Origin of the sequence: Streptomyces sp. NPDC056373, from assembly GCF_042262425.1 — a bacterium.
Classification (GTDB): Bacteria; Actinomycetota; Actinomycetes; order Streptomycetales; family Streptomycetaceae; genus Streptomyces.
Genome location: NZ_JBHJPX010000001.1, coordinates 47,848 through 72,594 on the forward strand (window position 1 = coordinate 47,848; position 24,747 = coordinate 72,594).

The 24,747-nt window shown below is 71.8% G+C and carries 25 protein-coding genes; 7 read left to right on the forward strand and 18 right to left on the reverse strand.

From position 1 onward, the window contains the following. Positions 1-16: 16 nt before the first annotated feature. On the reverse strand, positions 17-1,096 hold the full coding sequence (gene dapE, locus ACFCXS_RS00240) for a succinyl-diaminopimelate desuccinylase (protein ID WP_376640380.1): 1,080 nt from the start codon (positions 1,094-1,096) through the stop codon (positions 17-19). Positions 1,097-1,181: 85 nt separating this feature from the next. Here dapE and ACFCXS_RS00245 point away from each other — a divergent pair, with 85 nt between their 5' ends. Next, positions 1,182-2,162 carry a heavy metal transporter gene (locus ACFCXS_RS00245; protein WP_376640382.1) on the forward strand — a complete coding sequence of 327 codons (981 nt, stop codon included), beginning with the start codon at positions 1,182-1,184 and terminating at the stop codon, positions 2,160-2,162. Positions 2,163-2,506: 344 nt separating this feature from the next. Beyond that, the gene (locus ACFCXS_RS00250; protein ID WP_376640384.1) at positions 2,507-2,944 is read left to right on the forward strand and encodes an ATP-binding protein; all 438 of its coding nucleotides are present in this window, start codon (positions 2,507-2,509) and stop codon (positions 2,942-2,944) included. A gap of 85 nt (positions 2,945-3,029) precedes the next feature. On the opposite strand, the gene ACFCXS_RS00255 is transcribed toward ACFCXS_RS00250, so the two are convergent. Together ACFCXS_RS00255 and fdxA are read right to left on the reverse strand one after the other, a co-directional pair. Further along, positions 3,030-4,121: a bifunctional succinyldiaminopimelate transaminase/glutamate-prephenate aminotransferase gene (locus ACFCXS_RS00255; protein ID WP_376640386.1), complete on the reverse strand. Its 1,092-nt coding sequence runs from the start codon at positions 4,119-4,121 to the stop codon at positions 3,030-3,032. A gap of 120 nt (positions 4,122-4,241) precedes the next feature. Further along, positions 4,242-4,562: a ferredoxin gene (fdxA, locus tag ACFCXS_RS00260; RefSeq protein WP_003973842.1), complete on the reverse strand. Its 321-nt coding sequence runs from the start codon at positions 4,560-4,562 to the stop codon at positions 4,242-4,244. A gap of 140 nt (positions 4,563-4,702) precedes the next feature. Between fdxA and ACFCXS_RS00265 the strand changes: the two genes are divergently transcribed. Then, complete coding sequence (locus ACFCXS_RS00265; protein ID WP_376640388.1) at positions 4,703-5,836, forward strand: GNAT family N-acetyltransferase; 1,134 nt, start codon at positions 4,703-4,705, stop codon at positions 5,834-5,836. Positions 5,837-5,866: 30 nt separating this feature from the next. Next, on the forward strand, positions 5,867-6,718 hold the full coding sequence (locus ACFCXS_RS00270) for a tetratricopeptide repeat protein (RefSeq protein ID WP_376640390.1): 852 nt from the start codon (positions 5,867-5,869) through the stop codon (positions 6,716-6,718). Positions 6,719-6,805: 87 nt separating this feature from the next. Here the strand turns inward: ACFCXS_RS00270 and ACFCXS_RS00275 are convergent, their stop codons facing one another. From ACFCXS_RS00275 to ACFCXS_RS00320, 10 genes are all read right to left on the reverse strand, one after another. Beyond that, entirely contained in the window at positions 6,806-7,420 is a 615-nt protein-coding gene (locus ACFCXS_RS00275) for a response regulator (protein ID WP_376640392.1), read from the reverse strand. Next, positions 7,417-8,583: a sensor histidine kinase gene (locus ACFCXS_RS00280; protein WP_376640394.1), complete on the reverse strand. Its 1,167-nt coding sequence runs from the start codon at positions 8,581-8,583 to the stop codon at positions 7,417-7,419. The genes ACFCXS_RS00275 and ACFCXS_RS00280 overlap by 4 nt, the downstream gene beginning before the upstream one ends. Continuing rightward, on the reverse strand, positions 8,580-9,320 hold the full coding sequence (locus ACFCXS_RS00285) for an ABC transporter permease (protein ID WP_376640397.1): 741 nt from the start codon (positions 9,318-9,320) through the stop codon (positions 8,580-8,582). The genes ACFCXS_RS00280 and ACFCXS_RS00285 overlap by 4 nt, the downstream gene beginning before the upstream one ends. Beyond that, on the reverse strand, positions 9,317-10,228 hold the full coding sequence (locus ACFCXS_RS00290; RefSeq protein ID WP_376640399.1) for an ABC transporter ATP-binding protein: 912 nt from the start codon (positions 10,226-10,228) through the stop codon (positions 9,317-9,319). Before ACFCXS_RS00290 ends, ACFCXS_RS00285 begins: the two co-directional genes overlap by 4 nt. 144 nt (positions 10,229-10,372) lie before the next feature. After that, positions 10,373-12,898 carry a hypothetical protein gene (locus ACFCXS_RS00295; protein WP_376640401.1) on the reverse strand — a complete coding sequence of 842 codons (2,526 nt, stop codon included), beginning with the start codon at positions 12,896-12,898 and terminating at the stop codon, positions 10,373-10,375. A gap of 156 nt (positions 12,899-13,054) precedes the next feature. After that, positions 13,055-13,465 (reverse strand): DUF6113 family protein, encoded by a 411-nt coding sequence (locus ACFCXS_RS00300; RefSeq protein ID WP_376640403.1) that lies wholly within the window; start codon positions 13,463-13,465, stop codon positions 13,055-13,057. Further along, positions 13,462-14,322 (reverse strand): N-acetyl-1-D-myo-inositol-2-amino-2-deoxy-alpha-D-glucopyranoside deacetylase, encoded by an 861-nt coding sequence (gene mshB / locus ACFCXS_RS00305; RefSeq protein ID WP_376640405.1) that lies wholly within the window; start codon positions 14,320-14,322, stop codon positions 13,462-13,464. The genes ACFCXS_RS00300 and mshB overlap by 4 nt, the downstream gene beginning before the upstream one ends. Before the next feature lie 34 nt (positions 14,323-14,356). Then, positions 14,357-14,974: a Uma2 family endonuclease gene (locus ACFCXS_RS00310; RefSeq protein WP_376640407.1), complete on the reverse strand. Its 618-nt coding sequence runs from the start codon at positions 14,972-14,974 to the stop codon at positions 14,357-14,359. Between the two features lie 52 nt (positions 14,975-15,026). Continuing rightward, a complete protein-coding gene (locus ACFCXS_RS00315; protein ID WP_376640409.1) occupies positions 15,027-15,950 on the reverse strand; it encodes a helix-turn-helix domain-containing protein in 924 nt (307 codons plus the stop codon). A gap of 228 nt (positions 15,951-16,178) precedes the next feature. Continuing rightward, the gene (locus ACFCXS_RS00320; RefSeq protein WP_376640411.1) at positions 16,179-16,535 is read right to left on the reverse strand and encodes an ATP-binding protein; all 357 of its coding nucleotides are present in this window, start codon (positions 16,533-16,535) and stop codon (positions 16,179-16,181) included. A gap of 201 nt (positions 16,536-16,736) precedes the next feature. Here ACFCXS_RS00320 and ACFCXS_RS00325 point away from each other — a divergent pair, with 201 nt between their 5' ends. Together ACFCXS_RS00325 and ACFCXS_RS00330 are read left to right on the forward strand one after the other, a co-directional pair. Next, positions 16,737-17,621: a helix-turn-helix domain-containing protein gene (locus ACFCXS_RS00325; protein WP_376640414.1), complete on the forward strand. Its 885-nt coding sequence runs from the start codon at positions 16,737-16,739 to the stop codon at positions 17,619-17,621. Then, entirely contained in the window at positions 17,618-17,827 is a 210-nt protein-coding gene (locus tag ACFCXS_RS00330) for a DUF397 domain-containing protein (RefSeq protein WP_376640415.1), read from the forward strand. Before ACFCXS_RS00325 ends, ACFCXS_RS00330 begins: the two co-directional genes overlap by 4 nt. Positions 17,828-17,845: 18 nt before the next feature. Here ACFCXS_RS00330 and ACFCXS_RS00335 read toward each other — a convergent pair whose 3' ends face one another. Further along, the gene (locus tag ACFCXS_RS00335) at positions 17,846-18,040 is read right to left on the reverse strand and encodes a hypothetical protein (RefSeq protein WP_003992731.1); all 195 of its coding nucleotides are present in this window, start codon (positions 18,038-18,040) and stop codon (positions 17,846-17,848) included. A 177-nt stretch (positions 18,041-18,217) separates the two neighbouring features. On the opposite strand from ACFCXS_RS00335, the gene ACFCXS_RS00340 reads away from it, so the two are divergent. Continuing rightward, positions 18,218-20,344 carry a prolyl oligopeptidase family serine peptidase gene (locus tag ACFCXS_RS00340; RefSeq protein ID WP_376640417.1) on the forward strand — a complete coding sequence of 709 codons (2,127 nt, stop codon included), beginning with the start codon at positions 18,218-18,220 and terminating at the stop codon, positions 20,342-20,344. A gap of 219 nt (positions 20,345-20,563) precedes the next feature. Here the strand turns inward: ACFCXS_RS00340 and ACFCXS_RS00345 are convergent, their stop codons facing one another. The 4 genes from ACFCXS_RS00345 to ACFCXS_RS00360 are packed head-to-tail and all read right to left on the reverse strand — an operon-like array spanning position 20,564 to position 24,662. Then, a complete protein-coding gene (locus ACFCXS_RS00345) occupies positions 20,564-21,712 on the reverse strand; it encodes an ABC transporter ATP-binding protein (protein ID WP_376640419.1) in 1,149 nt (382 codons plus the stop codon). After that, positions 21,705-22,763, reverse strand: a complete 1,059-nt coding sequence (locus ACFCXS_RS00350) for an ABC transporter ATP-binding protein (protein ID WP_376640421.1) — start codon at positions 22,761-22,763, stop codon at positions 21,705-21,707. Before ACFCXS_RS00350 ends, ACFCXS_RS00345 begins: the two co-directional genes overlap by 8 nt. A gap of 11 nt (positions 22,764-22,774) precedes the next feature. After that, a complete protein-coding gene (locus ACFCXS_RS00355) occupies positions 22,775-23,743 on the reverse strand; it encodes an ABC transporter permease (RefSeq protein ID WP_376640423.1) in 969 nt (322 codons plus the stop codon). Further along, a complete protein-coding gene (locus tag ACFCXS_RS00360; protein WP_376640425.1) occupies positions 23,736-24,662 on the reverse strand; it encodes an ABC transporter permease in 927 nt (308 codons plus the stop codon). Before ACFCXS_RS00360 ends, ACFCXS_RS00355 begins: the two co-directional genes overlap by 8 nt. Positions 24,663-24,747 lie beyond the last annotated feature (85 nt).

The window sequence follows — 24,747 nt, forward strand, 5'->3', positions numbered from 1 at the left end:
GGGGCGTCCGGAAGGGTCAGGCGGTCAGCCAGTTCCGCAGCCGCTCCTCGCCCGCGAGGATCTTGGCGATCTCCACGCGCTCGTCCCGCTTGTGCGCCAAGTGGGGGTTGCCCGGGCCGTAGTTGACGGCCGGGACGCCGAGGGCCGAGAAGCGGGAGACGTCGGTCCAGCCGTACTTGGGCATCGGGGTGCCGCCGACCGCCTCGATGAACGCCTTCGCCGCCGGATGGGACAGTCCGGGCATCGCCGCGCCGCTGTGGTCGACGACCTCGAACTCCTCCACCCCGCAGTCCGCGAAGACCTCGCGGACGTGGGCCACGGCCTCGTCCGGGGTGCGGTCGGGGGCGTAGCGGAAGTTGACGGTGACGACGCACTCGTCGGGGATGACGTTGCCGGCCACTCCCCCGCCGATGCCGACCGCGTTCAGGCCCTCGCGGTACTCCAGGCCGTCGATGACGGGCCAACGGGGTTCGTAGGAGGCCAGGCGGGCGAGGATCGGGGCCGCGGCGTGGATCGCGTTGGAGCCCATCCAGCCGCGCGCGGAGTGGGCCCGCTCGCCGCTGGTCTTCAGCAGGACCCGCAGGGTGCCCTGGCAGCCGCCCTCGACCTGGCCGTCCGACGGCTCCAGGAGGACCGCGAAGTCGCCCTCCAGCCACTCGGGGTGCGTCTCGGAGACGTGCTTGAGGCCGTTCAGCTCGGCGGCGACCTCTTCGTTGTCGTAGAAGACGAAGGTCAGGTCGCGGTTGGGGGCGGGGACCGTGGCCGCGATGCGCAGCTGCACGGCGACGCCGGACTTCATGTCGCAGGTGCCGCAGCCCCACAGGACGCCGTCCTCGTCCAGCCGGGAGGGGACGTTGTCCGCGATGGGGACGGTGTCGATGTGCCCGGCGAGGATCACCCGCTCCGAGCGGCCGAGGTTCGTGCGGGCCACCAGGTTGTTGCCGTACCGGTCGACCGTCAGATGGGGCAGGGCGCGCAGCGCGGTCTCGATCGCGTCGGCCAGGGGCTTCTCGGTGCCGCTCTCGGAGCGGAAGTCGACGAGCCGGGCGGTGAGCTCCGCGGCGTCCAGCGTGAGGTCAAGCGAGGTGTCGGCCATGCCGTCGACCCTAACGCGCCGGCCGGGGGCCTCACCTTCCCCACCCTGCTCATGCCACTCCGTACTCTCCAGTACCTTGTACGGCGTGCCAGAGCCGTCCTCTCCCCAGCGTCGTGGCCGCCTCTTCCGATGCGGAGCCGCCTTCGTGGCCCTGCTCGCGGTCGCCGGTTACCTCGTCGTGCAGTACGTCACCGGGGGCTCGGGCGGGCCGGGGTGCAAGGTCGTCTCCGGCAAGGGCGACGGGGCGTCGTACGAGTTCACGCCCGAGCAGGCGGTGAACGCGGCGACGATCACCGCCGTGGGGACCGCGCGGAACCTGCCCGAGCGGGCCGTGACCATCGCGCTGGCGACCGCGCTGCAGGAGTCGGCCCTGCGCAACATCAAGCACGGCGACCGGGACTCCCTCGGCCTGTTCCAGCAGCGGCCCTCGCAGGGCTGGGGAACGCCGAAGGAGATCATGGACCCGACGTACTCGGCCGGGGAGTTCTACGACCATCTGGTCAAGGTGCCCGGCTACACGCGGCTGCCGCTCACCGTCGCCGCGCAGCGCGTGCAGCGCAGCGGCTTCCCGCAGGCCTACGCCAAGCACGAGCCGGACGCCGCGCTGCTGGCCGCGGCCCTCACCGGGCAGTCCGCGGCCACGCTGACCTGCGACGGCCGCCCGGCCGCGACCCGGGCGTCGGGCCCGGACGGGGTGCGTGCCGCGCTCGTGCGTGACTTCGGGCGCGATGTGCTGGACCCGGCCGGTGCCGAGGTGGGCGGCGCGTCGAACAGCACGCCCACGCCGTCCCCGAGCGCCACGGACGGGACCGGTGGGCGGACCGTGACGCTGCCGGTGACCGCCGGCACCACCGCGGCGACCGGGCGGGGCCCGGCCATGCGGGGCTGGCAGCTGGCGCACTGGGCCGTGGCCAACGCCTCCGAGCTGCACATCGCGCGCGTCACCTACGCGGGGCGGGAGTGGGTCGCGGGGAACACCGCCAGCCAGTGGCGCACCGCCCCGGAGAAGGGCACCGCGGGTGCGGAACGCGCCGCGGACGCCGTCCGTATTGTCACGATGCGCTAGATCGCGCAGGGGTACGGGAACTCACCCCTGGGCGTTATCCGTGCGGCTCCGCGCCGGGGGTGTGCGCAGGTTTTCGCACCCTCACCCGGGAACTCCCGAAAACCCTTGGGCGCACAGGGCCGGAAGGGATGCGGCGGGCTTTCCGGCGAGGGTCTTTTCGCCCGTTTGTCCGCAGCCGATTATGCGACGCATTACCAACTCTTTACGTTGCGGCGCCGCAACCTTCGGGGGTTTCAAGCGGTAGTCACTGCGTCCGAGCCGGGGGCGGTCGCAGCCAGTCGATCAACGCCCGGTGTCGGTCGGACACTTCACGAACCTCTGTTCTCTCCCGTTGAAGGAGCACCATGTCCCTCCCCCTGACCCGCCGTATCGCCCGTGCCGCGCTGATCGTCGCTGCGGGAGCGGCTGCCGGGGTCGGTGCGGCCGGCTCCGCCAGTGCGGCCCCCGAGCTGCCGGCCGCCCCGAACCTCGGCGGGCTGACCGCCCTGGACACGGCGAACGCCGGCAAGACCGTCGACGGCGCGGCGACGAACGTCTCCAAGACCGCGGGCGACACCGGCAGCAAGACCGTCAAGAAGGCGGTGCCCGCCGCGGGCAAGCTCGGCGGCAAGACGGTCAAGAAGGCCACGCCCGTCGCTCAGAAGGCGGCTGGTGAGGCTGCGGGCTCCGCCGGGAAGCTCGTCGGTGGGGCGGCCGGTGCGTCCAAGGGCGGCCTGCCGACGGACTCCCTGGCGAAGGGCGGCGTGCCCTCCCTGCCGACGAAGGGCCTGCCGGTCGGCTGACGCCCTGCCTCAACGTCCGTGAGGCCCTGAGGGGCCCGGGGAAGTTTCCCCGGGCCCCTCAGGCATGCGTGCGACAAGACAGCGGTCACAGACGCCGTACCGCCGCGGCGATCCGCTCGTCCGTCGCCGTCAGCGCCACGCGGACGAACTCCGCGCCCGCCGGGCCGTAGAAGTCACCGGGGGCCACGAGGATGCCCGACTTGGCGAGATGGTCGACCGTGTCCCAGCAGGACTCGCCCCGGGTGGCCCACAGGTAGAGGCTCGCCTCGCTGTGCTCGATGCGGAAGCCGTGGGTGACCAGGGCCTCGCGCAGCAGCTCGCGGCGGGACACGTAGCGCTCACGCTGGACGCGCACGTGGTCGTCGTCGCCGAGGGCCGCGATCACCGCCGCCTGCGTGGGAGCCGACGTCATCATGCCGCCGTGCTTGCGGATCTCCAGGAGCGGGCCGAGGACCTCCGGGTCACCGGCCAGGAAGGCCGCGCGGTAGCCGGCGAGGTTCGAGCGCTTGGAGAGCGAGTGGACGGCGACGATGCCGTCGCAGGAGCCGCCGTTGACGTCCGGGTGCAGGACCGAGACCGGGTCGGCCTCCCAGCCCAGCTCCAGGTAGCACTCGTCGGAGAAGAGCAGCACGCCGTGCGAGCGGGCCCAGGCGACGATCCGGGTCAGCTCCTCCTTCGACAGGACCTTGCCCGTGGGGTTCGACGGGGAGTTCAGCCAGAGCAGCTTCAGGCCCTCGGGGTCGAGCTCCGTCGGGTCGTCGTAGGCCTCGTACGCGGCGCGCGCCAGCCGGGCGCCGACCTCGTACGTCGGGTAGGCCAGGCGCGGGAAGGCCACCCGGTCGCCGGGGCCGAGGCCCAGCTGGGTCGGGAGCCAGGCGACGAGCTCCTTGGAGCCGACGATCGGCAGCACATGGCGGTGGGTGACGTCCCGGGCGCCGAGGCGGCGCTCCACCCAGCCCGTGATCGCGTCACGCAGCTCGGGCGTGCCCCAGACGGTCGGGTAGCCCGGCGAGTCGGCGGCGGCCACCAGCGCCTTCTGGATCAGCTCGGGCACCGGGTCGACCGGGGTGCCGACGGACAGGTCGACGATGCCGTCCGGGTGGGCGGCTGCCGTGGCCTTGTACGGGGTCAGCTTGTCCCAGGGGAAGGTGGGCAAGCGGTCGGAGACTGCGGACACGGGTCTGGCTCACTTTCTGGTACGTACGAGCCGGTGACGGCAAACGCCTCGGCCCCGTACGGCGATCAGCGGACTGATCGGGCCGTACGGGACCGAGGCGGCACGGAGTGCGGGCCGCTCTTACTGGTTCTGCGGCGGCAGCGCGGCGACGAAGGGGTGGTCGCGCTCGATCAGCCCCAGCTTGCTGGCGCCGCCCGGCGAGCCGAGCTCGTCGAAGAACTCGACGTTCGCCTTGTAGTAGTCCTTCCACTCCTCCGGAGTGTCGTCCTCGTAGAAGATCGCCTCGACCGGGCAGACCGGCTCACAGGCACCACAGTCGACGCATTCGTCCGGGTGGATGTACAAGGACCGCTGGCCCTCGTAGATGCAGTCGACCGGGCACTCCTCGATGCACGCCTTGTCCTTGACGTCGACACAAGGCTGCGCGATGACGTAGGTCACGCTGTCGTTCCTCCTCGATAGGGCGCTGGCGGGCCTCCTCAGGCTCCGCCGCCTGGCGCGCGGGAGCGCGGCGTCGTCGATGCCCGCCCCTAGTATCTCCGTTCTTGGGCATGATCCGAACAGGAGGGGTGAACTGACCTGTGGAAATCTCTGCCGCCGGGCGACTCGAGGTCCGCATCACCGCCGCTGACGTGGGCAAACGGGTCTCCGTACGGAGCTTGATCGAACGTGACGCTCCGGGTGAGAAGTTCACCGACACGGTCGGTGTTCTCACATCATGGGACAATGGTGTGCTGCTCATCACACGGAAGAGTGGCGAAAACGTCCGCATCGCGGAATCCGCGCTGGTCGCGGGCAAGACCGTGCCCTCCGCACCGGCGCGTCGCCGTGGCCCGGCAGCCTCCTACGAGGAGCTGGCCCGGGTCGCCGCGCGGGCCTGGCGGCCCGTGGAGAGCGAACGGCTCGGCGAGTGGGAGCTGCGGGCCGCGTCGGGTTTCACCCGGCGGGCCAACTCGGTGCTGCCGCTGGGCGCGCCGGGCGTGCCGCTCGACGAGGCGCTGGACGCCGTGCGGCGCTGGTACGGCGAGCGCGGACTGCCCGCCTACGTCCAGACCGCGACCGGCGCCGAGGGCACGCAGGAGCTGCTCTGCGCCGAGCTGGAGCGGCGGGGCTGGGTGCGCGAGGTGACCGCGGAGCTGTGGGCCGGGCCGCTGGCGCCGATCGCCGACCGGGGGGATCCGGCGGGGGTCGTGCTGTCCCGGGAGGCCGATGATGCCTGGCTGGCCCGGTATCAGCGCAAGGGCGTGAGCGAGGTGGCGTTGCGGGTGCTCCAGGGCGGGCCCTCCGTGTGGTTCGCGAGCGTGCCCGGGGCGACCGAGAGCGGGCCTTTGGCCGCCATCGGGCGGTGTGTCGTCGACGGGCGGTGGGCCGGGTTCGCCGCCGTCGAGGTCGATCCGGAGCTGCGGCGGCGGGGTCTCGCCACGGCCGTGATGGCCGCGCTGGCCCGCAGGGCGCTCGATGAGGGCGCGTCGGCCGCGTGGCTCCAGGTCGAGGCCGAGAACGCGGGAGCGCGGGCGCTGTACGCGCCCATGGGCCTCGCCGCGCACCACGCGTACCACCACTACCGGGAGCCGGACACCGACGGCCACCACCACCGGGCGGCGGACGCCGACAGCCACCACCACCGGGCGGCGGACGCCGACAGCAACCACCACCAGCGTCCGGACGCCGACGGCAACCACCGGCCTCCGGACGCCGACGGCACCGGCCGGTAATCGATCGTCGCGAGAGGGCACGAGCCAGTCATGCGTCCCCCGTATCCCCCGTCCCCCGGGCGTTCCGCCGAGCTGCGGCGGCGGTTCGCCGAGGAGGCACGCTCGGAACGGCCCGATCTGTCGACGCTGTGCCTGCTGGTGGGCGCGGAGGCGGACGGGGAGCTGGACGAGGCGGGGCTGGACGCCGCGCAGGTCGAACTGGACCGGCTCGCCGGGCTGCTGCCGTACCGGCCCGCCGGGCCGCGGGCCTGGGCGGTCGCCCTGCGGGAGCTGCTCGGCGACCGGATGGGGTTCCACGGCACCCCGCGCGACTATCAGCGCCTGGAGTCCTCACTGCTGCACGAGGTGCTGGTGCGGCGCAGAGGGCTGCCGATCCTGCTGTCCGTGGTGTGGATGGAGGTCGCCAGGCGGGCTGGGGCGCCGGTGTACGGGGTGGCCCTGCCGGGGCACTTCGTGGTCGGGTTCGGGCCCGAGGAGGGGCAGGTGCTGGCGGATCCGTTCGGCGGGGGGCGGGTGCTGAGCGGGGGCGACGCGGAGGTGCTGGTGGCCGGGGCGACGGGGGCGGGGATCGATCCGTCGATGTTTCGGCCGGCGGACCCGCTGGATGTGGTGCTGCGGATCCTGAACAACGTGCGGGCGTGGGCGGCGGCGCGGCCCGAGCGGTCGGATGTGGCCTTGTGGGCGGTGGAGTTGTCGTTGCTGCTGCCGTCGCATCCGGCGCGGCTGCGGTACGAGCGGGCGCAGTTGCTGGTGCGGCGGGGGGAGTTCGTGGCCGGGGCCGGGGAGTTGGAGGCCTACGCGGAGGTGGTGGAGGCTGTGGACGAGGCCGCGGCCGAGCGGGTGCGGGGGGAGGCTTTCGCGGCCAGGGCGATGCTCAACTGACGCCATCCCGCCATCGGAGGCTCGTGTGGCCTCGCGTGTGCCGGTGCGTGGGACTGCTTCGCGCAGTTCCCCGCGCCCCTAAGAGCTTTACAACCAGCCCTTTTCCCGTGCCACCCGGACTGCCTCTGCTCGGTTTCTCACCGCCAGTTTCTGGATCGCCGTGGAGAGGTAGTTGCGGACCGTGCCCTGGGAGAGGTGCAGGGCCGAGGCCAGTTCGGCGTTGGTGGAGCCGTCGGCGGCTGCTCGGAGGACCTCTCGCTCGCGGTCGGTCAGCGGGTTGGCGCCCTCCGCCAGGGCCGCTGCCGCCAGGGTCGGGTCGATGACGCGTTCGCCGGTGAGGACCTTGCGGATGGCCTCGGCGAGCTGGGCCGCCGGGGCGTCCTTGACCAGGAAGGCGTCGGCGCCGGACTCCATCGCGCTGCGCAGGTAGCCGGGGCGGCCGAAGGTGGTGAGGATGACCAGCTTCACGGCCGGGAGTTCGGCGTGCAGGCGGGCCGCTGCCTCTATGCCCGTCGCGCCGGGCATCTCGATGTCCAGCAGGGCCACGTCCACCGCGTGGGCGCGGGCCGCCTCCAGGACCTCGTCGCCACGGGCCACCTGGGCCACGACCTCGATGTCCTCCTCCAGGCCGAGCAGTGCGGCCAGGGCCTCGCGGACCATCGACTGGTCCTCGGCGAGCAGGACCTTGATCGTGCGGCTCATGCCCCGGATCCTACGTCCGCCGGCCTGGCCGTCGGCACGCGGGCGACCAGGCGGAAGCCGTGCTTGGACGGGCCCGCTTCCAGGGAGCCGCCCGCCTTGCTGAGGCGCTCGGTGAGACCCGCGAGGCCGTTGCCCTCGCCGGTGCCCTCGCCGCCCGAGCCGTCGTCCTCGACGGCGAGTTCCAGCACCGGCCCGTCCAGGGTCTGACGGCCCACCAGCTCGACCGTGCAGCGGCGGGCGCCGCTGTGCCGGACGACGTTGGTGACGGCCTCGCGCAGCGCCCAGGCGAGGGCCGACTCGCTCTCCTCCGGCACACCGTCGAGGCCCGGTTCGGCGGGCAGCTCGGCGCTGACGCCGGCCGCGGTCAGGGCGACCCGGGCACCGGCGAGTTCGGCGTGCAGACGGGGACGGCGGTAGCCGGTGACGGCCTCCCGTACGTCCACGAGGGCCTGGCGGCTGACCTGCTCGATGTCGGCGACCTGCTGGGCTGCCTTGTCGGGGTGGTCGGGCAGCATCCGCCCGGCCAGCTCGCTCTTGAGCGTGATCAGGGACAGGGAGTGGCCGAGCAGGTCGTGCAGGTCCCGGGCCAGGCGGAGGCGCTCCTCGTTGGCGGCGAGCTGGGCGACGGTCGCGCGGGCCTCGCGCAGGGCGATGGTCGTCCGGACGAGTTCGCGTACACCGGTCATCGCGAAGCCGCCGAGCAGGGCCGGGATGAGCAGCCCGGCCAGGTAGGAGTGTCCGCCCGGCACGGCGAATGTCACGGCGGTCAGCAGCGCGCACGCGGCCGGGATGGTCCAGCGGGCCATGCGCAGGGGCAGGGCGGCGCCGGACGCGATCGAGACGTACACGAACAGCACCAGCCACTCGCGGCCCAGGGTGAGGGCGAGGAGCGTGGACTGGGCGGCGAGGACCCCGAGCGAGCCGAGCACCAGGCCGTTGCGCTCACCGCGGCCGGTGCGGAAGACCAGCAGCATGTACCAGGTGACGAAGGCGGCCAGGCCGATCCAGCCGAGGATCCGCACGCCCGTGCTGTGGCCGCCGTGCAGCAGGTCGCTGACGGGCGCGCCCAGGTAGACCAGCCAGATGCCGGTCCACAGCGACTTCACCACGCGCTGCCTGCGGTTGACCGGGCGCTGCCCGATCCCGACGCCGACGTCGTTCACGCCTTCAGGGTGTCCTTCCGGTACAGCCAGGCCGCGCCGCCCGCGAACAGGACGAACGACACCACGAGGACGGCGAGATCCTGGACGTGCGGGGCCCGGCTCTGTTCGATGGCCTGTCCCAGGGCAGCGTACGCGTGCGTGGGCAGCCACTTCGCGATGTCCTGGAGCCAGTCCGGGAAGGTCGTCGTGGGCATCCACAGGCCGCCGAGCATGGACAGGCCGAAGTAGGTGATCATCGTGATCGGGCGGACCGCGTCCCCGCTGGCCAGATAGCCGAGGGCGACGCCCAGCGCGGCGAAGACGAGGCTGCCGGCCCAGATCGCGCCGGTGAGGGCGAGCCACTGCCAGGCGTCCAGGGTCACGTCCTTCACGGCCGCCGCCACGGCGAAGACGATGACGATGGACGGCAGGCTGACGACGGCGGCGCTGGCGGTCTTGGCGAGGACGTAGCCGCGGCCCGGCAGTGTGGTCAGTCGCAGTTGCCGCACCCAGCCGCCCTCGCGCTCCTTGGCGATGCGCTCGCTGTTGCCCATGAGGACGGCCGTGAGGGCGCCGAAGGACGCCATGGAGACCATCATGTAGGTCGGGAGGGTGAGGTCGCTGCCGGGGACCTTCGTGGTGCTGTCGGCGTTGCCCGCGATGATCAGGAACAGCACCGACGGGTAGATCACCGAGAAGAACAGGAACTTGCGGTTGCGCAGGGCGCGGGTGAGCTCCAGCTTGATCAGGCTGTTCACTTCGACTTCGCCTCCTCGGCGGTGGTGATGGCGACGAAGGCCTGTTCCAGGCCGAGTCCGGCGACTTCGAGGTTGCGGGGGTAGACGCCGAGGCCGTACAGGGCGTGGACGGTGGCGTCGGCGTCGGCGGACTGGATGCGCACGGTCCGGCCGGAGATGTCGATGCCGGTCAGGAAGGGCAGGGCGCGCAGGGCCGGTTCGTCGACGGAGCCCTCCACGTCGAAGGAGATGCGGCGGGCGCCCGCCCTGGCCTTGATCTCGGCGGCCGTGCCGTCGGCGAGGAGGCGGCCGCGGTGCAGGACGAGGACCCGGTCGGCGACGGCGTCGGCCTCTTCGAGGTAGTGGGTGGCGAAGAGGACCGTCCGGCCCTGGTCGGCCTGCTCGCGCATGGTGGCCCAGAAGCCCTGGCGGGTGGTGACGTCCATGCCGGTGGTCGGCTCGTCCAGGACGATGAGGTCGCTGTCGCCGGCGGTGGCGAGGGCGAAGCGGACGCGCTGGGCCTGTCCGCCGGAGAGCTTGTTGACCTTGCGGTCGGCGATCTGCGTGATGCCGGCCCGGGACAGCACCTCGGAGGGCCGGTACGGCTTGGGGTGCAGGTCGCAGGCGAGCCGCACGAGTTCGGCGACCGTGACCTCGTCCATGAGGCCGCCGCTCTGCAGCATGGCGCCCACGCGCCCGGCGACGATGGCCTCCCGGGGGCTGGTGCCGAAGAGCCGGACGGTGCCGCTGTCGGGCTTCTTGAGGCCGAGCAGCAGATCGAGGGTGGTGGACTTGCCGGCCCCGTTGGGACCGAGCAGCGCCACGGTCTCCCCCGGCCTGAGGTCGAGGGTCAGCCCGTCCACGGCCCGGACGGCGTCGTACCCCTTGCTCACCTGGTCGAAAGCGACCACCGAAGCTGTCGTTGTCATACGGACATCGTGGCTTCGGGGGCGTGGGCGGGGGCAGTGCCGGGTGTCCGGAGTGCCGCATGACAGGTGTCATGCGGACGAGGTGACGGCGAGAGCCCCCGCCCTCAACGGGGCGGGGGCTCTCGTACGGCGGGTGGCCCGAGGTCAGTTCGGCTTGGTGTCGATGACCCCGACGCGCTCCGCGGGCGTCTTGCCGCGCAGGGCCTTGCGCAGGGCCGTGACGACGTCCTGCGGCGTGACGTCGCGCTTGCCGCTCGCGCCCTCGATCTGCACGCCCTCGAAGGTCGTGCCGTACGCCTCCTGGAGTGCCTTGAGGTTGTACGTGTCCACGAGCTTGCCGTCGACCGCCTTGAAGCTCAGGATCTTCGGCAGCGACAGCGCACCGAACGGGATGCTGTGCGCGGGGTCGGTCTGCACGATGGCCTTGGCCGACATCGCGGGCTGCGCGAAGTCCTTCAGTACCCGGTCGACCTCGGCGTTCGAGACGGTCGGCTGGCGGGTGGTGGTCGGCAGGTTCACCGTGCCGGCCGTGCCGGTCTCCACCTGGGTGCGGTAGGCCTCCTCCACCGCGGCCGTCGACTTGGCGAGGTCGACGCCCTTGCCGGTCTTGCCGTACACCGGGACGGCCTTGCCGCCCTTGAACTCGATCGTGCCGTCCGTCGTCGCGCCGGAGCCGCCGGCGGCGGCCTCCAGGGAGGCGTGCAGCTTCTCCTCGTCGATGGGCATGACGGGCGTGACGGCACGGTGGTTGCCGAACAGCGAGGCGATGACGGAGACCGGGTTGTAGTCGCTCTTGGCCGCCGCGTCGGCCGTGGCGTCCATGTCGAACTGCAGGCCCGCGTTGTCCGGGTCGAGGGCGACGGTCTTGCCGCCCAGCGACAGCTTCAGCTCCTTGCCGGCGTTCTTGTCGAAGGCCTCGTCGAGCTTCCTGACCGCGCCGTCGCGGGTGGTGCCGCCGATGTCGACGCCGAGCACGGTGGTGCCCTTGGGCACGTCGGTGCGGTTCATCAGCAGCCCGGCGCCGTAGACGCCACCGGCGACGACGACCACGCCGACGGCCAGCAGCACGAGCTTGCTGCGGCCCTTCTTCTTCGGCGCCTTGGAGGAGCTCGCCGGGGGCGGCGACACCGGCTCGGGCAGCTTCGGAGCGGCGTGGGGCCCCGGGCCGTCACCGGGCGCGCCCGGGGCGAACGGCGAGGCCCCGCCGGACGGTACGACGGGAATGCCGCTGGTGACCGTGTGCCCGGAGACGTTGTCGTGCCGGGGGCCGTAGCCCGGGCCGTCCGACGGCTCGGGAGCCGGCTTCTGCGGGGTGAGGATGGCGGTGTCGTCGCTCATGCCGCCGCCGGGGCGCGCGGCGCCGGGAGCAGGGGTGCCGCCGGGGCCGCCGGCGAGCGGACCGGTGCCCGCGGGGCCGCCAGGCGCTCCGGGAGCGCCAGGGCCGCCGCCCATGGCGCCGGGGCCGCCGGGAGCACCTGGGCCTCCCGGCCGGCCGGGCTTGCTGAAGGCGCCGGGAGCTCCGGGCCCGCCGGGGCGGCCGGGCTCGTCGAACGCCTCGGGGCCACCGGGCCTGCCCCGGTCACCGAAGCCGCCGGACCCGGGGCCGCCAGGGGCGGTGGGTCCACCGGGGGCACTGAAGTCGTGGGGGCCGCCCCGGCCGCCCGGCCCGCCCGGCTCGTTGCCGAAGCCGCCGGGAGCTCCGGGTGCGTCGAAGCCGCCGGGGCCACCCTGCCCGCCGGGTGCGTCGAAGCCGCCCGGGCCGCCGGCCGGCGGCACCATCGGGCCGTCGCCGGTGACCGGTCCGCCGGTCGGGCCCGCCGGGCCCTGCGACCCGGGACCACCGGACGGACCGCCGTAGCCGCCCTGCCCGTTCTGGCCGTTCTGGCCGTTCTGGCCGTTCTCGGAGAAGTACGGCAGGTCGTCGCGGCGCGGTTCGCCGCCTCCCGGGGCGGGACGCGAGCCGTTGCCCAGCGGCCCCGCCGCGAGAGCCTCGGTGACGTCGAAGGAGCCGGTGCCACCGCCGTGCCCGGGCGCGACGGGACCGCCCGTGGCACCGCCCGGGAGCCCGGCACCGTTCGTACCGCCGGACCGGGAGCCACCCGGCGCGCCCATGGAGCCGACCACACCACCGGGTCGACCGGCGCCCGGCCGCGTCCCGCCGGTCGCTCCGGCACCGGAACCCGGTGCCGCGGCACCGGGGCCGCCCGTGGCCGGACGCGAACCGCCCGGCATCCCGGCGCCGTTGGTGGAGCCGCTGCCCGGACCGCCCTTGCCGCCGCCCGACTTGCGGGGCGCGAACCAGTCGCTGGCCGGCTTGTCGGCGTCCGGCTGTCCGGGCTCGGCGGGAGGCTCGACCGGTGACGGCGCCGGGGCGGTGCCCGGCGTCGCCGGCGCCTCACCGCGGGCGTCGGTGTCGGCTGTCCCCTCCGTCTCCGCGACGGGCTTGCGCACCACCACGGGCGGAATGGGCCGCGACCCGGGGATGTTGATCCGGATCCGGGTCGTCAGCGTGGTCTCGGTCTTGCGTTCCTCCGGCCGCGTGGCGGAACGGCCCGCGTCCGCACCGGCGTCGGGGACCGCCGGGATGCCGTAAGGCGGCGTACCCGACGGGTAGGCGGCTCCGCCGCGCCCGTTGGGCCCGGAGGACGGAGTGTCAGTTTCACGACTCAAGGCAGGTTCTCCCGGTTGGCTCCGCCGCCCGACACAACCTCACGCGGGCAGCTCGGCGGCGCGCACCACCATACTGGCCACTTCTCGCCCGTATCCCGTGACCGCCGTGGAAACCCACACCGGACCCCCACGGCCACGTCCTGGCGAAGTGGTACGTCACTTGGCAAGTCGGACGGGACCGCCGTCCGGTTGCCGCCCCGGGGCGAGGGTGGCGCAGATCACAGCCACTGCGATGCCCCCGAGCAGGAAGAGATAGGAGCCGCTTCCCGCGGCGAAGAGGAAGTCGCCCTCGGGACGGCTGGCGGTGAGCAGGACGACGGCGAGCATCCAGCCGGCGGCGGCCGCGACACCCCCCGCCCGGCCGCGGACCACCCATGACGCGCCCAGGACGGCTCCGGCCTCGCCGGCCAGCGCGAGCAGCAGCCCGCCCGGGAACCACCCGGGCTGCACCAGGGCCCCTGCGACGCCGGCCACGGCGCCGAGCACGAAGAGTCCGAGGCAGGCACCGACCCGCCCGGCGGAGGGCGGGCGCATCGGCTGGGCCAGCATCGGCGTCCGGTCGCTCATGACGCCTCCTCCAGACCGGCGAACAGGTCCGTCTCCCGCTCGCCGGGACCCGCCTCGCCGCGCACCAGTTCGTAGTACTCGGTGGTGAGGATCGGCTGGGCGAGTTCGTTGGACAGCACGAAGTACGGCCCGTCGACGGTGATCTGGGTGGCGTGGGCACGCATCGCGGCGGCCTTGGCGGCGGCGTGGGCGGTGCCGTCGATCACCGTGGTGATCCGCTCCTCGGGCACGACACCCGGGACGTCGTCGACGTCGGCGGCCTTGGTGAAGGCCGTGCCGGGCAGGTCCTCCCTCAACCGCGCGAAGGACTCCTCCACAACCGGCCGGGGGACCCGGTTCCAGTAGACCTTGGGGACCGGCAGGCCGGCGTCGGCGGACAGCTCGACGGCGCGCATGGCGACGCGGTGGGCCTGGATGTGGTCCGGGTGGCCGTAGCCGCCGTTGTCGTCGTAGGTGACGAGGACCTGGGGGCGTACCTCGCGGATCACCTCGACGAGGTGTGCGGCGGCCTCTTCGACGTCGGCCTGCCAGAAGCAGCCGGGGACGTCGTTGTCGGGCAGGCCCATCATCCCGGAGTCGCTGTAGCGCCCGGCGCCGCCGAGCAGGCGGAAGTCCCGGACGCCGAGCTCGGCCATGGCGGCGGCGAGCTCACGGCGGCGGTGCTGGCCCAGGGCGGCGCCCGTCAGATGTGCGAGCCCGGGCGGGATGACCTCGCCCCGTTCGCCGAGGGTGCAGGTGACCAGGGTGACGTGGGCACCTTCGGCCGCGTACCTGGCCATGGTCGCGCCGTTGTTGATCGACTCGTCGTCCGGGTGCGCGTGCACCAGCAGCAGACGCCGGGAGGGCAGTTCCGTCATGGGGCCAGCCTACGAGGCGCGGGGCGGCCACCTGTCACCGCTCGTCGTCGACCTCGCCGTCGTCCCGGTAGCGGGGCAGACCGCTCGTGGGGATGGTCCATTCGCCGATGGTGACGTCCTCGCCGTAGACGAAGTTCTTTCGCACCGCGTAGCGGGGACCCTCGGAGGTGGCGTGGATCTCGGTGAAGACGGCACCGCCGCCGGTACGGGGGTCGAAGATCGCGTAGGTCGGGATGCCGAGCAGCGGGTAGTCGCGCAGCTTGCCGACCCAGTCGTTCTCCGGGTTGGACCGGGAGACGATCTCGATCGCGGCGAGGACCGTACGGGGGTCGACGGAGCCTTCGACGTCGAGGTCGGCCCAGGCGATGACCATCACGTCCGGGTGCCGCATGATGCCCTCCGGCACGTCTTCCACGTCGGGCGTGCCGTTGTGGGCCAGCAACTCGTCCGGCATGACCTTCTCCAGACGGCGGCTGACGTGCGCGGCCGTGACCTCGTGAGGGCCCCCCGGCGACATCATGTCGTGAACGATCCCTTCCTTGGTGACTTCGAACTTCCCGGGGAGGGTGTCGCCCATCGACTGCACGACGTCCCTCATGGCCCGGTACAGGTGAGAGGCGCTCTGGTGTGCGCCGCCGGATGCGATGGCCATGGCGCTCGCTCCTCGTCGTCTGTGCCCAGGGGAAAGGATCGTCACGTTCATGCTAGGCGGCCTCCCGGAGGTCGGAGCGGCAGTCGCGGCAGCGGCCCGCGGGGTCGGGTGAGCGGAAGCCGCGGTCGCAGCCGTCGCAGTTCCTCATCGGGGCCGGCGGCGGCTGCGGGCCGGTCGGTGCCCTGAAAGGAGGCGGGGGCGGGAGCCGGTCGGCGAGGCGGTGGGCCAGCAGGGCCACGGGGTGGCGTACGCCCTCCGGCGGCAGGTCGGCGGTCAGCACGCGGCGTACGGCGGCGGGCGTGACGTCCCGCTCCAGCCAGGCGGCGACGCCGGGGGCCAGGTGGGCCGCGTCACGGGCGGAGAGCAGCAGCCCGGGGGCGTGCCGGTGAAGGCCCGCGAGGAGGTCGGTGGCGGCCTGGAGGAGGGCGGGGGCGGGGTACGCGGGGCTCGGCACGGCAGGGAGGGGCTTGCGGGGTGGCCGTTCCTCGCGCTTCCAGCCCTTATCGCAAGTCTCCGGCAGGGTTGGGGGGTTCGTCGGGCGGGGTGCCGGACGGCCGGGGGCCTGGACGCCGTGGCGGGCCGCCGTCGGCTGGTTGCAGGAGACCGTGCGGGTCACGATGCGTCCGGAGGGGGTGCGGTGGCGTTCGCGGCGCAGGTAGCCGTGGGCCTCCAGTTCGCGCAGGGCCGCGGCGATCCGGGTCGCGCCCTCGGGGAACCGGGCGGCGAGGGTCTTGATGTCGGCGGGGGCGCCCTGGGGCAGCGACTGGAGGTGCAGGCCGAGGCCGATGGCGAGCAACGAGAGCCGCGGATGCTGGGCCAGGTGGTTGCCGACCACCGTGAAGCGGGTGGTGTGGCGGGTGTTGTCGTGCTGGAGCCCGCCGGTGCGGTGGGCCGCGCCGGGCCGCCGGTTCGGGTGGTCGTCGCCCGCAACGCGGGCCTGGGCGCGCGGGGGCGCGCTAGGGTTCTGGGTACCCATCGGGAAGCTTCCTCTTCCTCGGTGGTCAGGCCCTCGCATCGGGATTGCCGTCCCGGCGGGGGCCGTTTCATGTCTGTCTGCTGTTGTGGTGGTGCTTGCGCTGAGCGTCGTACCTCGGGCACCGCGAAAGCCAGCCCGTCCGGAGATGTTCACCCGCCCGGGTGAGGGCGGCCGCGGGCGGGTGGGGTGGGGTTCGGCGGGGTCCTTTCCCGGTTGGTTCTTTGTCTTTCAGCCGCCGACGCCACCGGAGCGCGAGGACGCGGGTTCCGGTGGCGTGCAGCCCAGTTCGGCCCAGACGGTCTTGCGCGGGAACCGCTCCTCGGCCACCCCCCAGCGGTCGGCCAGCGCCTCGACGAGCAACAGGCCCCGGCCCGACTCGGCAGCGGGGTCAGGCGTGCGGAGCGCGGGCAGCCGGTCACCGCGGGTGTCGGTGACCTCGATGCGGAGTGTGGCGCCGACCACGTAGAGCGTGAGGCGGAAGCTTCGGCCCGGCAGACGGCCATGGGTGGCCGCGTTGGACGCCAGTTCGGCGATGACGTGGCTCGCCCTCTCGTCCGGGAGCCCCCAGCTCCTCAGGGCGTCCACGTCTCGGCGATTTCCTGATTCACGTCACTCAGCGTGGCCGACTGGACCTACCGTGAAGAGTGATCGCGCAATCGCGTAGAGCGACTGTCCAGAGCTTGTCCGGTGCTGTCCGGACTGTCGGCACGGTCCTGCGGACATGGCGCGATGGCACGGAGTGGCACTACGGAACGGCACTACGGAACGGCACTACGGAGGGCACGCATGTCGGTGGACGGCGGGGCGGTGCGGGTCGGGAGCGACACGGAGCGGACGGACGAGCCGGGCTGGGAGGTGGACCCCGACGACGACTGGGCACTGGCTGTCGTCGCCACGGTGGGGCGGCAGTTGAGGCTGCGCCGGGAGGCGGCGGGGATGCGGGCCGGCGACTTCGCGGTGGCGGTCGGGTACGGCGAGGACCTCATCTACAAGATCGAGAGCGGCAAGAGGATCCCCCGGCCCGAGTACCTGGACATGGCGGACGAAGTGCTGGGCGCCGGGGGGCTCGTCGCGGCGATGAAGGAGGACGTGAAGAGGGTCCGGTATCCCAAGAAGGTGCGGGATCTGGCACAGATGGAGGCTCGGGCGGTGGAGCTTCAGCTCTACGATCCGCTGAACGTCCATGGGTTGCTGCAGACCCCTGACTACGCACACGGACTGCTCCTCATGAGGCGTCCCGCCTACTCGGCGGAAGAGGTGGAGCGGTTCATCTCCGCACGCTTGGCTCGCAAAGCCGTCTTCGAACGCGACCCGGCACCTGAACTGAGTTTCGTCCTGGAGGAGTGGACGCTCCGGCGTCCGCTCGGCGGGAAGACAAGGCTCCGACACCAACTGGAACACTTGCTGGAAGTGGGGCAGTTGCGGAACGTCGAGCTACAGGTGATGCCGATGGACCGCGAAGAGCACGCCAGCCTGCCGGGCGGCATCGAGGTGCTGAAGTTCGAGGACGGTTCGATGGTTGGTCGCTCACCGGGAGTCGCGAACGGCCGACCGGTCTCCGAACCGAGGCAGCTCCGTATCCTGGAACTCCGCTATGGCATCATCCGGGCCCAGGCGCTCACACCACGTGAGTCGACGGTCTTCATCGAACACCTGCTGGGGGAGACATGATCCGCATGACCTTGTCCGGGGATGCCTCGGGCCTGGCGTGGTTCAAGAGCAGCTACAGCAGCAGCAGTGAGGGCGATTCCTGCGTCGAGGTCGCCGAAGAACCCGGCACCGTGCACGTCCGGGACTCGAAGGTCGCCGAAGGCCCCCAGCTCGCCTTCGCCCCTGCCGCGTGGGCCGACTTCGTGCCCTACGCGGTCAGGGACTGACACGGGAGCGCACGGCGCTCAGAACTTGATACTGCCGATCATGCCCGCGATGTTCGTCGTCAGCTCGCTGATCGTGGGAGCGACGGTCGAGGAGGCGAGGTAGAAGCCGAGCAGCATGCAGACGATCGCATGCCCCGCCTTCAGTCCCGACTTCTTGATCAGCAGGAAGACGATGATCGCCAGCAGCACCACCGCCGAAATCGAGAGTGCCACGGCGGCTCACCTCCAAAGATCCACGAGGGCGCGGGGGGTCGGACTATGGGGGCATCAAATCCGTACAGCAGCCAGCAGGTTCATACCCACTATGCGTCATTGATCATAACTATCCCTCTGCGCGCATCGATCGGCGCACTGCCGCACAAGGGGGCGCATGGCCAATATGGTCAGGGCATGACGACCGAGCCTCACTCCTTCCCCCTACGGCACGCCCGTACCCAGCGCTTCACGCTCGGCGCGCCGCGTTCGTTCACCGTGGCGCCCGACGGTTCGCGTGTCCTGTTCCTGCGCTCCGGTTCCGGTACGGACCGGGCGAACGCGCTCTGGGTCCTCGACCCGGAGGAGGGCGCGGAGCGCGTCGCCGCCGACCCACGCGCCCTGCTGGGCGGCGCCTCGGAGGACCTCTCGCCCGAGGAACGGGCGCGGCGCGAACGCAGCCGCGAGGGCGGGGCCGGCATCGTCGGGTACGCCACCGACACGGCCGTCGAGTTGGCCTCTTTCGCCTTGTCGGGGCGGCTTTTCGCGGCCGAGCTGCGGGCCGGGACGGCACGTGAACTGTCCGTGCCGGGGCCCGTGATCGACCCGCGCCCGTCGCCCGACGGGCGGCATGTCGCGTATGTCACGCAGGGCGCCCTGCGGGTGGTGGGCGCCGAGGGAGAGGACGACCGGGCGCTCGCCGAGCCGGATTCGGAGAACGTCTCGTACGGACTGGCCGAGTTCATCGCGGCCGAGGAGATGGGGCGCTCGCGGGGCTTCTGGTGGGCTCCGGAGTCGGACCGGCTGCTCGTGGCGCGGGTGGACGACACGCCGGTGCGGCGCTGGTGGATCGCCGACCCCGCCCATCCGGAACGGGAGCCGCAGCGGGTGCCGTACCCGGCGGCGGGCACCGGCAACGCGGAGGTGCGGCTGTTCGTGATCGACCTGGACGGGCTGCGGACGGAGGTCGTCTGGGACCGGGCGCGCTTCCCGTACCTGGCACATGTCCACTGGTCAGCGGCGGGCGCGCCACTGCTGCTCGTACAGGCGCGCGACCAGCGAAGTCAGTTGATCCTGGCCGCGGATCCGGACTCGGGCGCGACGCGGATGGTGCACGCCGACGAAGATCGAACATGGCTTGATCTTTTCCCCGGGGTGCCGTGCTGGAGCCCGTCGGGGCAGCTGGTGCGCATCGCGGACGAGGGCGGTGCGCGGGTGCTCGCGGTCGGGGACCGGCCGCTCACGGGCGCGCAGCTGCACGTCCGGGCCCTGCTGGACGTCTCCGCGCACGACGTGCTGATCTCGGCGTCGGCGGGCGCGGAGGCCCCAGGGGAGCCGGAGACGGGCGAGGTGCACGTGTACCGGGTGAACGAGCTGGGCGTGGAGCGCGTCTCGCGGGAGCCGGGCGTGCACGCGGCGGTGCGGGCCGGGGAGGTGACGGTCCTGGTCTCGGCCGCACTGAACCGGCCAGGTTCACTGGTGCAGGTCCTGCGCGACGGAAAACCGACCAGGACTGTCCCTTCATATGCCGAAGATCCCGGTATGTCCCCCCGCGTGACGCTCACCGAGGGGGGCGCACGCCGCGTCCCGTGCGCCGTGCTTATGCCTCGGGACTACGACGGCGACACCCCGCTGCCGGTGCTCATGGACCCGTACGGAGGTCCGCACGGCCAGCGGGTGGTGGCCGCACACAACGCCCACCTCACCTCGCAGTGGTTCGCGGACCAGGGCTTCGCGGTCGTGGTCGCGGACGGCCGCGGCACCCCGGGCCGCTCCCCCGCCTGGGAGAAGGCGATCCACCACGACTTCACGCTGTCGCTGGACGACCAGGTGGAGGCACTGGAGGACCTCGCGAAGCGCCACCCCCTGGACCTGTCCCGGGTGGCGATCCGCGGCTGGTCCTACGGCGGCTGGCTGGCGGGCCTGGCGGTACTGCGCCGCCCGGACGTCTTCCACGCCGGCATCGCGGGCGCGCCGGTGACGGACTGGAGCCTGTACGACACCCACTACACCGAGCGCTACCTGGGCACGCCGGCGGAGCACCCGGAGGCGTACGCGAAGAGCTCCCTGATCACCGCCGAGGGACTGTCCTCGCCCGCCGGGCCGCACCGCCCCCTGATGGTCGTGCACGGCCTCGCCGACGACAACGTCGTGGTCGCGCACGCCCTGCGCCTGTCCTCGGCCCTGCTGGCGGCCGGCCGCCCCCACGAGGTACTGCCGCTGTCCGGCGTCACCCACATCACCCCGCAGGAACAGGTCGCCGAGAACCTGCTCCTCCTCCAGGTCGACTTCCTGAAGCGCTCCCTGGGCATCACGGCCCCCTGAACACGGCGACGGGCCGGAACGCCTCCCGGCGCCCGGCCCGTCTACGGCACCCGCACGGCCGTACGCTGACCAGCCTGACGTGTCCGTATATCGGAACCGGGTCGGCGAAGTTGCCTGCGTGTTAACGCAGTTGGCGGGCGCTTGCGGAACGGTGGAACGGGGCCGAACAGCACCGTTTCCCGGCACCCTCACGGGATGCCGGGAAACGAGGCGGCGCGGTCAGGCCGCGTGGACCACGTCCTTCTCCTCCGCGAAGTGGCAGGCCGACTCGTGGGCCGCCGGGGTGTCCTCGCCCTGGAAGCGCTCGGGGATGGCCAGGAGGGGGACCTCCTGGGCGCACTTGTCCTGCGCCTTCCAGCAGCGGGTGCGGAAGCGGCAGCCCGAGGGCGGGTTGGCCGGGGACGGGACGTCTCCGGTGAGGATGATCCGCTCGCGGCCCTCGCGGGACGCCGGGTCGGGGACCGGGACGGCCGACAGCAGCGCCTGGGTGTAGGGGTGCGTCGGGTGGTCGTAGATCTCCGTGTCCGAGCCGATCTCGGCCATCTTGCCGAGGTACATCACGCCCACACGGTCCGAGATGTGCCGGACGATCGACAGGTCGTGCGCGATGAAGAGATACGAGAGGTTGAACTCGTTCTGCAGCTTCTCCATCAGGTTGATGACCTGTGCCTGGACGGACACGTCCAGCGCGGAGACCGGCTCGTCGCAGATGATGATCTCGGGGTTGAGCGCGAGGCCGCGGGCGATGCCGATGCGCTGGCGCTGACCGCCCGAGAACTGGTGCGGGTAGCGGTTGATGTACTCGGGGTTGAGGCCGACGACGTCCAGGAGGTCCTGGACCTTGCGGCGGCGGTCGCCCTTCGGCGCCACCTCGGGGTGGATCTCGAAGGTCTCCCCGATGATGTCGCCCACCGTCATACGGGGGTTGAGCGAGGTGTACGGGTCCTGGAACACCATCTGGATGTTCCGGCGGACCGCCTTCAGCGCACGCCCGGACAGCTTGGTGATGTCCTGGCCCTTGTAGAAGATCTCGCCCGCGGTCGCCTTCTCCAGCATCATCAGCAGCTTGGCGACCGTGGACTTGCCACAGCCGGACTCGCCCACGATGCCGAGCGTCTCGCCCTGGTAGAGGTCGAAAGAGACCCCGTCCACGGCCTTGACCGCACCGATCTGGCGCTTGAACAGGATGCCCTGGGTCAGCGGGAAGTGCTTGACCAGGTTGCGCACCTGCAGGATCGGCTCACCGCGTTCGACCGGTGCCTCGATGGCGGCGACGGCCTCCTCGTCGGTGGCGGCCTCCACCGTCTCGACCTCGGTGACGTTGGGGGTGGCGTCCATGGACTCGTCCGTCTTGTCCAGCTCAGCCATGGATCGTCTCCTTCCAGAAGTGGCACGCGCTGCCGCGGCCGACCAGCTCGCCGCCGTCCCGCTCGGTGACCGGGTGCAGCGGCGGGACGTCCGTACGGCAGATGTCCTGCGCCATGGGGCAGCGCGGGTTGAAGGCACAGCCCGACGGGATGCGCGTCAGGTTGGGCGGCAGGCCCTTGATCGCGTACAGGTCCTGGCCCTTCTGGTCCAGGCGCGGGATCGACTCGAGCAGACCCTTGGTGTAGGGGTGCGCGGGCCGCTTGTACAGCTCGTGCACGGGCGCGGTCTCCACGATCCGGCCCGCGTACATCACGGCGATCTTGTCCGCGACGTCGGCGACGACGCCGAGGTCGTGGGTGATCAGGATCAGGCCCATGTTGTACTCGCGCTGCAGCTCCGCGAGCAGGTCCATCACCTGGGCCTGGACCGTCACGTCGAGGGCCGTGGTCGGCTCGTCGGCGATGATCAGGTCCGGCTCCAGGGCGAGCGCCATGGCGATCATGATGCGCTGGCGCATACCGCCGGAGAACTGGTGCGGGTAGTCGCCGACGCGCTCCTTCGCGGCCGGGATCTTCACGCGGTCCATCAGCTCGATGGCCTTGGCCTTGGCGTCCTTCTTGCTCAGGCCCTGGTGGACGCGGAACATCTCGCCGAGCTGGTAGCCGACGGACAGCACGGGGTTCAGCGCGGACAGCGCGTCCTGGAAGATCATGGCGATCTTCCGGCCGCGGATCTTGCGCCGGGCGTCGCCGGACATGGTGAGCATGTCCTCGCCCCGGTACAGGATCTGACCCTGCGGGATCCGGCCGGGCGGCATGTCGAGAATGCCCATGATCGCCTGCGCGGTCACGGACTTGCCGGAGCCGGACTCACCGAGCACGGCGAGGGTCTCGCCCGAGTTGACGGTGTAGTTGACGCCGTTGACGGCCTTGGCCACACCGTCACGGGTGTGGAACTCGACGTGCAGGTCGCGCACTTCGAGCAGGGGAATGTCGCCATCGGCCGCGCCGCGCGGCTCGGGGACGTTCCGGGTCTTGTCGATGGTGGTCACGTACGCCCTCCTCAGCGCAGCTTCGGGTCAAGGGCGTCGCGCACCGCGTCGCCGAGCATGATGAACGCGAAGACGGTGAGGCTGAGCATGCCCGCCGGGAACAGCAGCGTGTGCGGGTTGTCCCGGATCACCCTGCTGCCCTCGGAGATGTCGATGCCCCACGAGATCGTCGGGTCGCTGAGGCCGAGGCCGAGGAACGACAGCGTCGCCTCCGCCGAGATGTAACCGCCGAGGGCGATCGTGGCCACGACGATGGTCGGCGCGACGGCGTTCGGCATCACGTGGCGGAACAGGATCCGCGTGGTGCCGGCGCCCAGCGCCCGGGCCGCCGTCACGTAGTCCGCCTGCTTGGCCGTGATGACGGAGCTGCGCATGACTCGCGCGATCGAGGTCCAGCCCAGGAAGGCCAGGGCCAGGATGACCACGTACACCTTGCGCTCGGTGAAGGCGTTCAGGACGACCATCGTGCCGAGCAGGAACGGCAGGCCGAAGAAGATGTCGACGATCCGGGAGATCACCGAGTCGACCCAGCCGCCGAAGTAGCCGGCCAGCATGCCGAGCAGACCGCCGAGCAGCGTGACGGCCGCGGTGACGCAGACGCCGACGAGGATCGAGGCCCGGGTGCCGTGGATGACACGCGAGTAGATCGAGCGGCCCTGCTGGTCGTAGCCGAACCAGTCGGGCTGGAAGAAGTGCCCCAGCTCCGGCTTGCCCAGGTAGTGGTGGACCAGGTCGCCGTCGCGCGGGTCGACGCTGGTGAAGATGCCGGGGAACGCGGCGATCACCAGCAGCAGGACCAGCAGCACCGAGGAGATCCAGAACATGGGCCGGTGCCGCAGGTCGTACCAGGCGTCGCCCCACAGGGAGCGGGGTTTCTCGCTCTTCTGCGTGCTCTCCTTGCCGGGGGCGTCGACGGCCGGCGGGGCGACGGCGTCCACGGCCGCGGCGTCGGTGGTCTGGGCCTTGGTCACGTCAGGCATACCGGATCCTCGGGTCCAGGACCGCGTACAGCAGGTCGATGAGCAGGTTGATCAGGAGGATGACGAGGACGAGGACCGTCACCACACCCGTGACCGTCGAGCCCTCGCTCGTCTGGATCGCCCTGTAGAGGAGGTTGCCGACACCCTGGATGTTGAAGATGCCCTCGGTGATGACCGCGCCGCCGATGAAGCCGCCGACGTCGGTACCGACGAAGGTGACGACGGGGATCAGCGAGTTGCGCAGCAGGTGGACACCGATGATGCGGCGCCGGGGCAGGCCCTTGGCGAGCGCGGTGCGCATGTAGTCGGCACGCAGGTTCTCGGCGAAGGTCGTCCGGGTCAGCCGGGCCACGTAGGCCATCGACAACATGGCCAGGACGAACGCCGGCAGGAACAACTGCGAGTAGCTCGTGGAGTCCTGGACGTTGGGCGGCAGCCAGCCGAGTTCGTCGGCGAAGATGAACCGGGCGATGAAGCCGAGGACGAACACCGGGATGGAGATCACCGTCAGGGTGAAGACCAGCACGCCGGTGTCGGCGGCCTTGCCGGCCCGCAGACCGGCCCACGCCCCCAGACCGACACCGATGATGATCTCGATGGTGATGGCCAGCAGCGTCAGCCGCAGCGTCACCGGGAAGGCGTCGGTCATGAGGTCGATGACCGGGCGTCCGGCGAGGTTGTTGCCGAAGTCTCCTTGAACGAGCTTCAGCATGTAGTGGAAGTACTGCTCGAGGACGGGCTTGTCGAAGCCGTACTCGCGCTTGATCTGCGCGATCTGTGCGGGATCGGGAGCCTTGTCCCCGTAGATGGCCCGGACCGGGTCGCCCGGCAGGATGTGGACCATCAGGAAGATCAACAGAGTTGTCCCGATGAAGATCGGGATCATCTGGAGCAGTCGCCTGGCGGCGTAGCGCCCCATCTTGCGCCTCCATGCCGTGAGGGGTCGGCGAGGCCTGCGCACTCATCTCTACCGCAGGTCGGGGGGTGAGGTGGAGGCCTGTGCC

Excerpts from the sequence above, each read along its gene's own strand:
- dapE (WP_376640380.1), bottom strand. The coding sequence starts at position 1,096 with ATGGCCGACACCTCGCTTGACCTCACGCTGGACGCCGCGGAGCTCACC.
- ACFCXS_RS00250 (WP_376640384.1), top strand. The coding sequence starts at position 2,507 with ATGTCCCTCCCCCTGACCCGCCGTATCGCCCGTGCCGCGCTGATCGTC.
- ACFCXS_RS00270 (WP_376640390.1), top strand. The coding sequence starts at position 5,867 with ATGCGTCCCCCGTATCCCCCGTCCCCCGGGCGTTCCGCCGAGCTGCGG.
- ACFCXS_RS00275 (WP_376640392.1), bottom strand. The coding sequence starts at position 7,420 with ATGAGCCGCACGATCAAGGTCCTGCTCGCCGAGGACCAGTCGATGGTC.
- ACFCXS_RS00290 (WP_376640399.1), bottom strand. The coding sequence starts at position 10,228 with ATGACAACGACAGCTTCGGTGGTCGCTTTCGACCAGGTGAGCAAGGGG.
- ACFCXS_RS00300 (WP_376640403.1), bottom strand. The coding sequence starts at position 13,465 with ATGAGCGACCGGACGCCGATGCTGGCCCAGCCGATGCGCCCGCCCTCC.
- mshB (WP_376640405.1), bottom strand. The coding sequence starts at position 14,322 with ATGACGGAACTGCCCTCCCGGCGTCTGCTGCTGGTGCACGCGCACCCG.
- ACFCXS_RS00310 (WP_376640407.1), bottom strand. The coding sequence starts at position 14,974 with ATGGCCATCGCATCCGGCGGCGCACACCAGAGCGCCTCTCACCTGTAC.
- ACFCXS_RS00315 (WP_376640409.1), bottom strand. The coding sequence starts at position 15,950 with ATGGGTACCCAGAACCCTAGCGCGCCCCCGCGCGCCCAGGCCCGCGTT.
- ACFCXS_RS00325 (WP_376640414.1), top strand. The coding sequence starts at position 16,737 with ATGTCGGTGGACGGCGGGGCGGTGCGGGTCGGGAGCGACACGGAGCGG.
- ACFCXS_RS00330 (WP_376640415.1), top strand. The coding sequence starts at position 17,618 with ATGATCCGCATGACCTTGTCCGGGGATGCCTCGGGCCTGGCGTGGTTC.
- ACFCXS_RS00340 (WP_376640417.1), top strand. The coding sequence starts at position 18,218 with ATGACGACCGAGCCTCACTCCTTCCCCCTACGGCACGCCCGTACCCAG.
- ACFCXS_RS00345 (WP_376640419.1), bottom strand. The coding sequence starts at position 21,712 with ATGGCTGAGCTGGACAAGACGGACGAGTCCATGGACGCCACCCCCAAC.
- ACFCXS_RS00355 (WP_376640423.1), bottom strand. The coding sequence starts at position 23,743 with ATGCCTGACGTGACCAAGGCCCAGACCACCGACGCCGCGGCCGTGGAC.
- ACFCXS_RS00360 (WP_376640425.1), bottom strand. The coding sequence starts at position 24,662 with ATGGGGCGCTACGCCGCCAGGCGACTGCTCCAGATGATCCCGATCTTC.